The 13,641-nt window shown below is 42.1% G+C and carries 9 protein-coding genes; 4 read left to right on the top strand and 5 right to left on the bottom strand.

The features are described 5' to 3' along the window. The first annotated feature begins 162 nt into the window (after positions 1 to 162). On the top strand, positions 163 to 4,335 hold the full coding sequence (locus TPSD3_RS13440; RefSeq protein ID WP_086489024.1) for a diguanylate cyclase domain-containing protein: 4,173 nt from the start codon (positions 163 to 165) through the stop codon (positions 4,333 to 4,335). Between the two features lie 11 nt (positions 4,336 to 4,346). On the opposite strand, the gene bioC is transcribed toward TPSD3_RS13440, so the two are convergent. The 4 genes from bioC to aroQ form a co-directional block, all read right to left on the bottom strand. Next, complete coding sequence (bioC, locus tag TPSD3_RS13435; RefSeq protein WP_217884467.1) at positions 4,347 to 5,264, bottom strand: malonyl-ACP O-methyltransferase BioC; 918 nt, start codon at positions 5,262 to 5,264, stop codon at positions 4,347 to 4,349. A gap of 100 nt (positions 5,265 to 5,364) precedes the next feature. Continuing rightward, a complete protein-coding gene (accC, locus tag TPSD3_RS13430) occupies positions 5,365 to 6,714 on the bottom strand; it encodes an acetyl-CoA carboxylase biotin carboxylase subunit (protein ID WP_086489023.1) in 1,350 nt (449 codons plus the stop codon). An 18-nt stretch (positions 6,715 to 6,732) separates the two neighbouring features. Beyond that, complete coding sequence (gene accB, locus TPSD3_RS13425; protein WP_086489022.1) at positions 6,733 to 7,203, bottom strand: acetyl-CoA carboxylase biotin carboxyl carrier protein; 471 nt, start codon at positions 7,201 to 7,203, stop codon at positions 6,733 to 6,735. Positions 7,204 to 7,209: 6 nt separating this feature from the next. Then, positions 7,210 to 7,659, bottom strand: a complete 450-nt coding sequence (aroQ, locus tag TPSD3_RS13420) for a type II 3-dehydroquinate dehydratase (protein ID WP_086489021.1) — start codon at positions 7,657 to 7,659, stop codon at positions 7,210 to 7,212. Between the two features lie 145 nt (positions 7,660 to 7,804). Here aroQ and TPSD3_RS13415 point away from each other — a divergent pair, with 145 nt between their 5' ends. From TPSD3_RS13415 to TPSD3_RS13405, 3 genes are all read left to right on the top strand, one after another. After that, on the top strand, positions 7,805 to 10,291 hold the full coding sequence (locus tag TPSD3_RS13415) for a serine/threonine-protein kinase (protein ID WP_086489020.1): 2,487 nt from the start codon (positions 7,805 to 7,807) through the stop codon (positions 10,289 to 10,291). A 69-nt stretch (positions 10,292 to 10,360) separates the two neighbouring features. Further along, complete coding sequence (gene aroC, locus TPSD3_RS13410) at positions 10,361 to 11,479, top strand: chorismate synthase (protein WP_086489019.1); 1,119 nt, start codon at positions 10,361 to 10,363, stop codon at positions 11,477 to 11,479. A gap of 7 nt (positions 11,480 to 11,486) precedes the next feature. Next, complete coding sequence (locus tag TPSD3_RS13405; protein WP_086489018.1) at positions 11,487 to 12,623, top strand: MFS transporter; 1,137 nt, start codon at positions 11,487 to 11,489, stop codon at positions 12,621 to 12,623. A 194-nt stretch (positions 12,624 to 12,817) separates the two neighbouring features. Here TPSD3_RS13405 and TPSD3_RS13400 read toward each other — a convergent pair whose 3' ends face one another. Further along, the gene (locus TPSD3_RS13400) at positions 12,818 to 13,597 is read right to left on the bottom strand and encodes a WD40 repeat domain-containing protein (protein ID WP_140048564.1); all 780 of its coding nucleotides are present in this window, start codon (positions 13,595 to 13,597) and stop codon (positions 12,818 to 12,820) included. Between the last annotated feature and the right edge of the window lie 44 nt (positions 13,598 to 13,641).

Here is a 13,641-nt window from a genome sequence, read left to right as displayed (position 1 = left end):
AAAAATGCGTGCCTTTGCAATTGAACTCAGGGATACTCTGCATTATGATGTTAATAAAAAAGTGATTATGGTAATTCAAAATAGTAATAATCCAGTATTTTATAGTAAAATACTAGGAAAATTGATTACGAAATAAATTCTACAACATAACGAGATATAAAAATGACACCCAATAATTTTTTAATTGAAAAAGTTTTGATTGTTGAAGATAACGTTAATAATGCTGAGTTTTTAAAAGACTTATTAACTCATCATCATTTTGCGGTTTATACAGTTAATTCAGGAGTGAATGCTTTGGATTTTCTGGATAAAAAAAATTTAGTGGATTTAATTTTAGTGGATGTATTAATGCCAGAAATGGATGGATTTGAATTGTGTCAACGTTTAAAAGCCAATCCTAGAACCAATGAAATTCCTCTTATTTTTATGACAGCAATGACAGAATTGTCAGAAAAAATTAAAGGTTTTGCCTTAGGTGCGGTGGATTATATCACAAAACCTGTGCAAGAATCAGAATTATTAGCGCGCATTAATACCCATTTGCAATTATATCGTTTAAAAAAACAAGTCGCCGAACGCAATCAAGAATTAGAAAAAACATTAATTCGTCAATCAGCGATTTTAGACAATACGCCATTAGGGATTGTTTTTCTGAGTTCAGATCGTATTTTATTGGAAATGAATCAAAAAGCGGCTGATTTATTTGGTTATAAAAAATCAGAATTAATTCATCAAACCACTAAGAAACTTTATGCAACAGAACAGGATTATGAAAATTTAGGTAAGGAGGCTTATGCGTTATTAAAAAAAGGTGAAATTTATAACACAGAGCGTTTAATGAAACGCAAAGATGGTTCTTTATTTTGGTGTCATTTGCGCGGTAATTTATTAAAGCGATTTGATTTAACACAAGGCTCAATTTGGAGTTTAGAAGACGTTACGGAACGCAAGAAAATAGAAGATGAAGCGCGTTTAGCCAGTAATGTTTTTGAAACCATGAGTGATGCGATTTTAATTACCGATCCCAATAATCAAATTTTAAAAACCAATCCTGCTTTTACTGAGGTGACAGGTTATCAGGAAATGGAAGTATTGGGAAAAAATCCAAATATATTAAGTGCAGGCCGTCATGATCATTTATTTTATCGTCAAATGTGGACTGTTTTATTGACTAAAGATCAGTGGCAAGGAGAGGTATGGAATCGGCGTAAAAATGGTATGGTTTATCCAGCGTGGTTAAAGATAAAAGTGGTGAGAAGACCCAATCAGGCAATTTCTAATTATGTGGCTATTTTTACTGACATTACGGAGAGAAAACGCGCCGAAGAATTATTACAACATCAAGCCAATTATGATAATTTAACCGGTTTACCCAATCGCATGATGTTTAATGAACGGGTGCAATTGGCTTTGCAAAATGTACAGGAATGTAACAAAAAATTAGCGATATTATATATTGATTTAGATGGCTTTAAAAGTGTCAATGATAAATTAGGGCATGAAGCAGGCGATAAAGTTTTAATTCGAGTGGCTAATCAATTAAATCAAATTGTTCGCGCTGAAGATACGGTGTCACGTTTGGGCGGCGATGAATTTGCGGTAATTTTATCGCAATTAGAACAGGTTGAACATGTGCAAGTGGTGGCGCGGAGAATTTTAGAAAAACTATCGTTAAAAGTGGAAGAAGGAAATATTATTTTATGGGTTTCTGCCAGTGTAGGCATTTCTATTTTTCCTGATAATGGAGAAGATGAAATGACGTTATTAAGATTGGCTGATCAGGCGATGTTTCATGCTAAATTTATGGGTAAAAATACATTTTATCAAATGCCTCCTCATTATTTGCAAGAAAAGGGAATGATTTCCACAGAAGAATCCGCGCTTGGCTTTACCATTTCTGAAATCTCTACCTTATCGGCTCGTCTTTTGTGCGTAGAAAATGATCCAGAGATGGCTTCATTACTCAGAACAATTTTGGGCAAATCTGGTTACGATGTGCGGATTGAAGACAGTGGACAAGCGTTTTTAGCCACGTTACAACAAAACCAGTATGAATTATTATTAATGAGCCAAACCATTGTGGATATAGATTATCTTCAACTTATCGATCATATTAAGAAAATTGATCACACAATTCCTATTGTGTTATTACTGGATACTCACGTCACATTAACGATAAATATGATTAAACGGGGAGTTGTTGATTATGTCAGAAAAGATGAAAATTTAGCCGATTTATTACCCTTATTAATTAATAGAAGTTTAGAAAATAGTCGCCTATTTGAAACCCGACAACAATTGCGCAATGCAGAACAACAACAAGATTTATATCGTGGTATTTTTGATGCCTTATTTACCCCTTTATTTATTTTTAATAGCGAAGGTAAAATAATTGAAACCAATGCAACCGCCTGTTGTTTATTTGGTTATGCTGAACATGAATTAATAGGCGTATATGGAAAATCTCTTTTTAGCCCAAAATATCATTCTTTATTCCATCATTTTTTAAATATCGATACTGATTTTTCACATATCACAATAGAAGTGATGAATAAGCAAGGAAAAGCAATAGCCGTAGAATTATATCGCAGTTTAATTCATTATCAGAATCAAGCACATTTATTAGCGGTGTTGCATGATGTGAGTGAACAGAAAAGAAAAGAGCAGTATTTAAATCAAATTGCGACTTTATTTGAATATTCAGTGGATGCCATGCTTATTGCCAATGCGGATCGCTGTATTGTTGCTGCGAATCAGGCGTTTTCAGATTTAACTGGTTATGATAAAAATGAGGTATTGGGTAAAAATTTTTTCTTTTTAAATAAAGAATCGGTCATTGATTATTCTGATTTTCTGTGGGGATATTTAAATCGATTTGGTTATTGGCAGGGGATAGATCGAAAAGTAGGTAAGCATAATCAATTGATTATTTGTTGGGAGAGAATTAATAAAGTGCTGGCACACAATGGCGAAGTGTCGCATTATATTTGTGTTTTTTCTGATGTGAATCGTAGCCCATTGCCAAAGGAAAAAATTCATTATTTAAGTGATCGCGATCCTTTAACCAATTTACCTAACCAATCACTATTAAATCAGTGCTTTAAATGCTTATTAGAATTAAAAAAGCATGAAATGGCCTTATTATTAATTGATGTCGATGGCTTTAAAAAAATTAATGATGAATTCGGTTTTCATGTCGCTAATCAGTTATTAGAAGCAATGGCTAATCGCTTGTTATTATTAAATCAGGGCATAAAAAATGAATTGATTTTAGCTCGCGTGGGCGGCGATGAATTTGCTTTATTGCAAGAGCCTTTTGAATCTTTGCAAACACTTGTTCATTTTGTGCAGCAATTATTAGAACAGTTTAAACAACCTTTTTATTTAGAACATCATGAAATTTATGTGAGTTTAAGTATTGGTATTGCCTTATATCCACAAGATGGTAAAGAAATGACCCATTTATTGGATAAAGCCAATCAAGCCATGTTGAATGTGAAACAAAGGGGCGGCGGCAATTATCAATTTTATGGCCAGAAATTAACACAAGCGGCTCAATTGCGTCTTAATTTGGAAGCGGATTTGCGCGAAGCCATTCATAGTATTCAGGCGAATAATCAGTTATTTTTGCTTTATCAACCGCAAATTGATTTAGAAAGTAAAAAAATTATTGGTGCAGAGGTTTTTGTGCGTTGGCAACATGTGAATAAGGGGATTATTAACCCACTTGAGTTTCTCTCTTTAGCCGAAGAAACAGGCTTAATTTTTCCTTTAGGAGAATGGATATTGCGCACGGCTTGCCAACAAATGCACTTGTGGAAAATGCAGGGTTTATTACATCATATTGCCATTAATTTATCTTCTTCACAATTAAAGCAAGGTGATATTGTTGGTTTAATTAAAGAAATTTTAATGGATGTAGAATTGTTACCTTCCGATGTAGAATTGGAAATGACTGAATTATCTTTAGCGCAAGAAATTAATGGCAGCAGTCGAGTATTAAGTGAATTGCGCGATTTGGGAGTTAGTTTGGCCATTGATGATTTTGGCATGGGTTATTCTTCCATTCATGAATTAAAAAAATTACCCGTGAATAAATTAAAATTAGACGGTTCTTTTTTACCGCAAACAGAAGAAAAACAACAAACGCAATTAGCCGCAGCCATGATTGCTTTAGGACGCGGCTTAAATTTGCGCGTAATCAGCGAAGGGGTAGAACAGGAATGGCAGGAGGTATTTTTACAACAACAAGGCTGTCACGAAGCACAAGGCTTTTTATACAGTCGCCCCGTGACGGCTTCGGCTTTTGAAGCGCAGTTAAAACGCTGTGGTTAAGGCAAAAATCCCTATGCCTTTTTGATGCGCCCAATCGCAGAAATCGGCACGTTGACAAGGTGCGGAGAAGATTCATTTTGAGACGGTTTCGCCGAATGTTTGACGCTTTGTCCCACAGCATGACCATAAATCACTTCATACGTCACCGGTAATCCCTGTTGTTGCCGTAACGTTTCGTAGGCTTGAATCATTTGTTGAAAACGATTTTTTCCCGTCAAGGTTTTTAAACGACCTTGCATGATATTGTGCGCGCCAATGTTTTTTAAACTGCGCAAAATACTTTTTACATCGGGATAATGGTAATAAAGCCAATCCGTATCCATAACAGGATGGGTGAATCCTGAGCGTAATAACGCATCGCCTAAATCGTGCATGTCAATAAAACGATTGACATGACTATAATTATCAACCGTTGCCCAACTTTGTCTTAATTCGCGTAACGTATCAGGGCCAAAACTGGTAAATAATAAAATCCCATCTGGTTTTAATACTCTGGCTATTTCTTGAAAAATAGGCGCGAAATCATTACACCATTGCAACATTAAATTAGACACTAATAAATCAATACTGTGATCCGCTAAAGGCAATTGCATGGCATCGGCACAAATCAAAAATTGACGCGGACGAGAAAATGGCCAAAAAGACACCGGACGCTTTTGCTGGGCTTGTTGCAACATCGGTAAGGCCACATCAAGGCTGTAACAAGTCGCTTTCGGATAACGTGCCGTTAATTTTCGACTTAACCAACCACTGCCTGAACCTAAATCAACAATACGTTGTGGGTTTATTTTTATATCGTGTAATCGTTCTAATAAAAAATCACCAATAAACTGTTGTAATTGGGCGTGCTGCTCATATTGGGCGGCCATGCGTCCAAAAGATTGCGCCACTTTATCACGGGCTAAAAAATCAGGTGAAACTAACGACAAGGTGACTGTCCTCAATAATAATATTTTTATTTTAATGGCTAAAGGTCTGAAATCAAAATTGGGTGATTAGACTAAAACTATTCTGATTTCAGACCAGCCATCAAATTAAACCTTTTAATTTCTTTTCCAAATAGTGAATATTTAACTCACCGTGTTGGAAATTGGGATCGCGTAGTAAAGATTGGTGTAAAGGAATATTGGTCTTAATTCCCTCAACAATCATTTCATCCAAAGCCACGCACATTCTGGCTAATGCCGATGCTCTAGTATCACTAAAAGTAATCACTTTTCCCACCATCGAATCGTAATAAGGCGGGACGCGATAGCCACTATAAATATGCGTATCCACCCGCACACCCGGCCCACCCGGCGCATGATAGCGGGTAATCGTTCCCGGTGAGGGCATAAACGTTTGCGGGTCTTCGGCATTAATACGGCATTCAATCGCATGACCACGAATGACAATATCTTCTTGGCGAAAACTCAACGGTTCTCCCATCGCAATACGCAACTGTTCCCGCACCAAATCCACCCCAGTAACCTGTTCGGTCACGGGATGTTCCACTTGAATACGTGTATTCATCTCGATAAAGTAAAACTGCCCGTCTTGGTATAAGAATTCAAATGTTCCCGCTCCGCGATAAGCAATGTCTCGACAGGCTTGGGCGCAACGTGCGCCAATTTGCATTCGCAATTCGTGACTTAATCCCGGTGCCGGTGCTTCTTCGATGACTTTCTGATGCCGACGCTGCATAGAACAATCCCGTTCACCCAAATGAATCGCTTGGCCGTGTTCATCCGCTAACACTTGGAATTCGATATGACGTGGATTTTCTAAGAATTTTTCCATGTACACTTGGCTGTTGCCAAAAGCGTTGGCGGCTTCGTTGCGTGTGAGGGCAATCGATTCTAACAACTCCGACTCTTGACGCACCACGCGCATTCCACGCCCGCCGCCGCCGCCAGTGGCTTTAATAATCACCGGATAACCCACTTCACGCCCTAAACGTAAACATTCATCTTCGTCATCCGGCAACGGCCCATCCGATCCCGGTACACACGGTACGCCTGCTTGTTTCATAGCGCGGATGGCTGAAATTTTATCGCCCATTAAGCGAATGGTTTCTGGACGCGGGCCAATAAAAATAAAGCCACTTTTTTCCACCCGTTCAGCAAAATCCGCATTTTCTGCCAAAAAACCATAACCGGGATGAATCGCCACCGCATCAGTGACTTCAGCCGCACTAATCACCGCCGGAATATTTAAATAACTTTCCAAAGACGACGGCGGCCCAATACACACCGATTCATCCGCTAAACGCACATGTTTTAAATCCCGATCCGCCGAGGAATGCACGGCGACCGTGCGAATGCCCATTTCTCGACAAGCACGCAGAATACGCAAAGCGATTTCTCCGCGATTGGCAATGACAATTTTAGAAAATTCCACAAATAGCACTCCTTGATACTACAGCATGACAAACAAAGGCTGACCGTATTCGACAGGCGCGCCATTTTCCACCAATACTTTTTTAATGACACCCGTGCGTTCTGCGGTAATTTGATTCAGAATTTTCATCGCTTCGATGATACATATTGTATCCCCTTCATTCACCTGCGTGCCTTCTTCAACAAAAGGCTTAGTGGTCGGAGACGCTGAACGGTAAAACGTTCCCACCATCGGAGAGGTGATCACGTGTTCTGAATGGGGGTTGGCTGGAGTAGTTGTATTATCTGGTGGCGGGGGGCTGTTCTCATGGCTTACCGTTGTTGTCGGGGAGGAATGCCCATAAACCACAGGCGCATGGGACGGCATCACCGGATGAGCGGCTTGATAACGACTAATTCGCACCGATTCTTCGCCTTCTCGAATCTCAATTTCCATCACATCGGAGGCTTCTAACATCTCAATCAATTTCTTGACTTTACGAATATCCATAGGGTTTTATTCCGTATTTGAAAGAATAGAAAGTGCCGCGTCTAAAGCCAGCAAATAACCTTTTGCTCCCAGCCCAGTGATAACCCCCACCGCAATGTCAGAAAAATAAGAATGATGACGAAATGGCTCGCGGGCATGAACATTGGACAAATGCACCTCAATAAAAGGAATGGCCGCAGCCAATAACGCATCGCGTAAGGCAACACTGGTATGGGTAAATGCGGCTGGGTTAAAAATAATAAAGGCTATTGATTCGTCGGCGGCGGAATGAATGCGCTCGATGAGTTGTGCTTCAGAATTGCTTTGCAGACTCACCAGCGTGTAACCTTGTTGTGTAGCCAACTGGGATAACTGTTCATTAATGGTGTCTAACCGCGTGTGTCCGTATTTTTCGGGTTCTCTGCTGCCTAGCCGATTTAAGTTGGGCCCGTGCAGGACTAAAATGGTGGCCGTCATTGTGGGTTGTGTTATCCTAAAACTGAAAAATCGTGGGAGTCAGGGTCTTGCTTTAAGCCAACAAACCGACCCATGACGAAAAAACGGGTTGTCATAAATTCTGTCTTTTAAAAACCTAATACTGCGCACTGTCTCGTTATATACCATGAATGTCGTACAACAAGTCATTCGTCAATTGACTCCTGAATCGCGTTGTCTTAACTGTATGCAAGACAAGGGGACTGCACCGTGTTGTCCGTATTGTGGCTATGACGAACGTCAACATAAAAACCATCCATTATACCTTAAACCCCGTACCCTGTTAAAAAACCAATATTTAATCGGCAAATGCTTAGGACAAGGGGGGTTTGGCATCACTTACACTGCATTTGATGGCTGGCTACAAAAAAAAGTCGCCATTAAAGAATATTTACCCGCGACGTTGGCCACCCGCGATATGGTCACTGCAACGGTCATTCCGATCAAAAAACAAGAAACCGCTTTTCAACAAGGTTTACGCCTTTTTATTGAAGAAGCCCGTCATTTGGCGCGTTTTGATCATCCACATATTGTGCGCGTGATTCACTTTTTTGAAGCCCAACAAACGGGCTATATGGTGATGGAATACTTAGATGGCGAGAATTTAACCGATGTTTTACTGAAACAAGATAAACATCGTTTACCCATCGCTCATGCGTTACAGATTATTTTACCGATTTTGGATGCGTTAGACACCGTTCACCATCAACAGCTCTATCACCGCGATATTTCATTACAAAACATTCGCATTTTGAAAGATGGCACACCTATTCTAATTGATTTTGGTGCAGCGCGGCACGTGGTGGGCGAAAACAGTCAAACTTTAGATTTAGTGTTAAAACACGGTTATTCGCCCATTGAGCAGTATTCAGGGCGGGGGAAAATTGGCGCGTGGACTGATATTTATGCCTGTGGAGCATTATTGTATCTGCTGCTCACAGGACGTTTACCCCCCGCAGCAACGGATCGCTTGGCGGGAGATCATTTATTGCCGTTATCGCAATTAGTTCCCGATGCGAATATACCTGCGGGAGTGCTGGATGCGATCACGCGAGCGTTAGCTTTGCAACATACGCAACGTTTTCAAACCGTGCGCCAATTTAAAGCCGCGTTGCAAGGACAGCCGATTCCCGAAGAATTGCCCGTACCTGTCGTCAAACAAACCTCGATTCGTTGGCCTATTTTAGCCATGATTGTTTTGGGTTTGGTATCGAGTGCGGGTCTTTTCTTATACGCCCGTTATGAGCGAGAGCAGCAATTGGCACAGTGGTTACAACAAGCCGAATTCGATTGGCAACAAGGGCGTTTACTTTCTCCCGAAGGAGAAAATGCCTATGCGCGCTATCAAAAAATATTACAACGCGATCCCGAACATCCCGCAGCCTTATCAGGTGTAAAGCAACTGTTACGCTATTATCAACACCAAGCCGAACAGGCCTACAATAAACAACAATGGGAACAAGTCGCTCAAGCGATTCAACAGGAACTTATTGTATCACCCAATGATGAAATTTTATTACACTGGCAAAACCAATGGCAACAACAGCGCGATCAACAAGTAACCGAAGCCCAAAAACAACATGACCGCGATGTACAATTATCCCAAATGTTACAACAGGCGCGCCAAGCCGTGGCCTTATCGCAACTAAGCGAAGCGGTGCAACTGTACCAACAACTGCTCACCGCTTATCCAGAACACGTGGCAGCGACTGAAGGATTACAAGAAATTGCCACGCGCTACGAGACACTGGTGCGAGAACATGCGCTTGATCCGGCCGCACAATTGTTTTTTCTCGAAGAAGGGTTGCGTTGGTTTCCGCACCATGTGGGTTTACTGGCTTTACAGCAACAGCAACAACAGCAGCAAGAAACCCAACAACAGATTGATTTATTATTAAAACAAGCCGAACAACATCGCCAAGCCCATCGTTTAACAGAACCTGTAGGCAACAATGCGTATGAGTTATACCAAAGAATTTTACAACTGCAACCGCGTCATACTGAAGCATTGACGGGTATTCAACGCCTTGCGGATCACTATGAACAATTGGCGCGGCAAGAAAATCGTATCGCACGTCGTCGCACATTAATCGACAAAGGTCTGGCTTTAGTGCCAAATCACATGGGTTTACAACAGTTACAACAACAATTGTCCGCGCCACCGCCACCACCACAAAATCCACCGCCGCCAGCGGTCACTGCACCGGTAGAAACACCACCGCCTGCGCCCGCTGTAGTAGACATTGAAAAACCGCCCGCGCCGCAATTAACGCCACAACAACAATGGATACAAGAATTAATACAACAAGGCAATCAAGCCTTCGCTTTAGGGCAATACGACATCGCCACAGAACGTTATCAACAGATTCTCCGCCTAGACCCACAACAACCTGCGGTAAGTCGTAAATTAACCCGTATTGTTCAATATTATCAACAACAAGCCGAATTAGCCAAAGAACAACGTCGTTGGCAAGAAGGCTTAAATTGGATTCATAAAGGTTTATCAATCCAACCCAATCATACTGGTTTATTGACGTTGCGGGTGGAATTAGAAGCGGGTTTAAAACCGAATGATCCTCCGCCAAAAAGTGTTATTTTTACTCCGACTTTTTAAGTTCTTTTTTCACTTTTCCTGCGCTATGTTAAACTGCGCGTTTTTTTAGATGGAATAAAATGGTTCATTATGTCTGGTAATACTATAGGAAAATTATTTACCCTGACTTCATTTGGTGAAAGTCATGGTGTGGCGATTGGTGGCATTGTGGATGGTTGTCCGCCGGGTTTGCCCTTGTGTGAAGCGGATTTACAAGCCGATTTAGACCGACGACGACCCGGCCAATCGCGTCACACCACACAACGCCGCGAACCGGATCAGGTTAAAATTTTATCGGGTGTTTTTGAAGGACACACCACCGGCTGTCCTATTGCGTTATCGATCGAAAATGAAGATCAACGCTCTAAAGATTATGGGAATATTAAAGATTTATTTCGTCCTGCCCATGCCGATTACACCTATCAACAAAAATATGGTTTTCGAGATTATCGCGGTGGTGGCCGGGCTTCGGCACGAGAAACGGCCATTCGCGTCGCGGCCGGTGGCATTGCTAAAAAATATTTACACCAACATTACGGCGTGATGATTCGCGGTTATTTATCGCAATTAGGGCCAATTAAAACGGTCAATGAAAATTTTGATTGGAATGTGGTGAATCAAAATCCTTTTTTCTGTCCTGATATTAATTTAATTCCAACATTAGAAGAATATATGGATAATTTGCGTAAAGAAGGCAATTCGATTGGGGCAAAAATCACCGTAATAGCCAGTGGCATGTTGCCCGGTTGGGGAGAGCCTATTTTTGACCGTTTAGATGCGGATATTGCGCACGCTTTAATGGGAATTAATGCGGTTAAAGGCGTGGAAATTGGGGATGGTTTTGCTTGCGTAGAACAAAAAGGCACGGTACACCGCGATGAGATGACACCTGCGGGTTTTCTCAGCAATCATGCGGGCGGTATTTTGGGCGGCATTTCCTCTGGACAAGACGTGATCGCGCATTTAGCCTTAAAACCCACGTCAAGTTTACGCTTACCGGGGCGCACAATTGATGTACACGGCAATTCGGCCGAGGTGGTGACAACGGGACGGCATGATCCCTGTGTAGGCATTCGTGCCACACCCATTGCTGAAGCCATGTTGGCTTTGGTGTTAATGGATCATGCGTTGCGCCATCGCGGTCAAAATGCGGGTGTGCGCTGCGACACGCCGATTATTCCCGCTTCGCCCGTTTCTCTTGACGATTAAAAATAGCATGGCTCATTCTTTACCGTATTGGCGATTATCGGGGCTTTATTTTTTCTATTTTAGTGCATTAGGGGCATTGCTGCCGTTTTGGTCATTATATCTGCAATCTTTAGGTCTAACTCCGCAAGCAATTGGCAGTTTAATGGCCTTGTTAATGTTGACCAAATTAATTGGCCCCAATATTTGGGGCTGGTTAGCGGATCATGGCGCGAAACGTTTAAGTTTAATCCAATTAGGGGGTGGCTTTACCGTTTTGGCTTTTACGGGCGTGTTTATCAACAGCGGCTATTGGTGGCTTATGGGGGTGATGCTGCTGTTTGGTTTTTTTTGGAATGCCATTTTACCGCTATTAGAAGCCATGACTTTTTCTCATTTAGGGAAAGACAATCACCGTTATAGTCAATTGCGGGTGTGGGGATCAATTGGGTTTATTATTAGTGTGGTGTGTGCGGGTTATTTTTTTCAACATTATGTGATTGATTGGCTGCCGTGGATTATTTGGTTATTATTATTAGGATTATGGGGCAGCACTTTAGTCATTGTTGATGTCCCCAAATGGGAACATGCAGAAGTTAAATTATCTTTATGGAATGTGTTAAAACAAAAGCCCGTTATTGCGTTATTAACCGTTTGTTTTATTAACCAAGTCAGTCATGGCGTTTATTACACCTTTTATTCTATTTATTTACAAGATGCAGGTTATAGTTTAGAACTGATTGGAAAATTGTGGGCATTGGGTGTGATTGCGGAAGTGTTAATTTTCGTCATGATGCACCGTTTGCAAGTGCGTTTTGAACTGCGGCATTTATTTATATTAAGTATTGGATTAGCGGCAATCAGATGGTTATTTATTGGGCATTATGTGGATTCACTGATGTTGCTTATGGCCGCGCAATTATTACATGCGGCCAGTTTTGGTCTTTACCATGCCACCGCAATTCAATACGTGCATCATTACTTTACAGGACGTTTACAAGGACGCGGACAAGCCTTGTACAGCAGCATTAGTTTTGGCGCGGGTGGCGGTGTGGGCGCGTATTTAAGCGGCCATTTATGGGAGCGGATTGGGGCAACAGCCACTTATGGATTAGCCGCGCTCATGTGTGCGGTTGCTGTTTGGGTGGCTTGGCGGTATGTGCGTTGAGGTTGAGGGGGCAAAAGCGGTTGCATGAGGAAAACCCTGCCAACAATCATCCTTTTTGCGATAAAGCGATAAAGTAGGGTGGATAAGCGATAGCGTCATCCACCAAGTTGGTAGTCGTATTGAAAAAAGGGGTATGGCACTGCGTTTATACACCCTACGCTTGCTGTCCATCGCGCACGAAAATTCAAACAAACTCACTCCCCATCCACACTGATCATCTCCCCCGTCTGCGCATCCCACACGCGGGCGGTTTTATCTCTTGACGCGGTGACAATCCGCGTGCCATCGGGACTGTAAGCGGCTGAGTACACCCAATCTGAATGCCCTTGCAAGGTGAGAATCGCCTGCCCCGTCTGCGCATCCCACACGCGGGTGGTATCATCCGCAGAAGCACTGACAATCCGTGTGCCATCGGGACTATACTTGGCTGAACTCACCCAATTTGAGTGTCCACTCAAGGTAAGTATTATCTGCCCCGTCTGCGCATCCCATATGCGAATCATATCATCATAAAGAAGCGACTCACCCGAAGCAGTTATGATTCGCTTGCCATCTGGGCTGTAGTGGGCTGAGTTTACATCACCCACATGACCCGAACCATCCAGTGTATGCAGTAACTGCCATGTTTCAGTATTCCACACGTAGGCAGCATCAGTATTATTAGTAACAATCCGTGTGCCATCAGGACTGTAGGCGGCTTCAGTCCCTTTCATATAGTACCTAGCGGTTGTTTCTATCTCCTGCCCCATTTGTGCATCCCACACGCGGGCGGTGTTATCATCCGAAGCGGTGACAATCCGCGTGCCATCGGGACTGTAGGCGGCTGACCTCACCCAACCCTTATGACCTATCAAGGTGTTTATCATCCGCCCCGTCTGCGCGTCCCAAATGCGGGCAGAGTTATGTTCTCTAAATATCCCCCCAGAAGAGGTGACAATCCGCGTGCCATCGGGACTGTAGGCGGCTGAGGTCACACCCTTTGAATGCACTATACCAATTTTTTCAGAGTCGTATAATA

Source organism: Thioflexithrix psekupsensis (genome assembly GCF_002149925.1).
Taxonomy (GTDB): domain Bacteria; phylum Pseudomonadota; class Gammaproteobacteria; order Beggiatoales; family Beggiatoaceae; genus Thioflexithrix; species Thioflexithrix psekupsensis.
The sequence above is the reverse complement of the archived record's forward strand: the minus strand, read 5'-3'. Positions and strand labels throughout refer to the sequence as shown.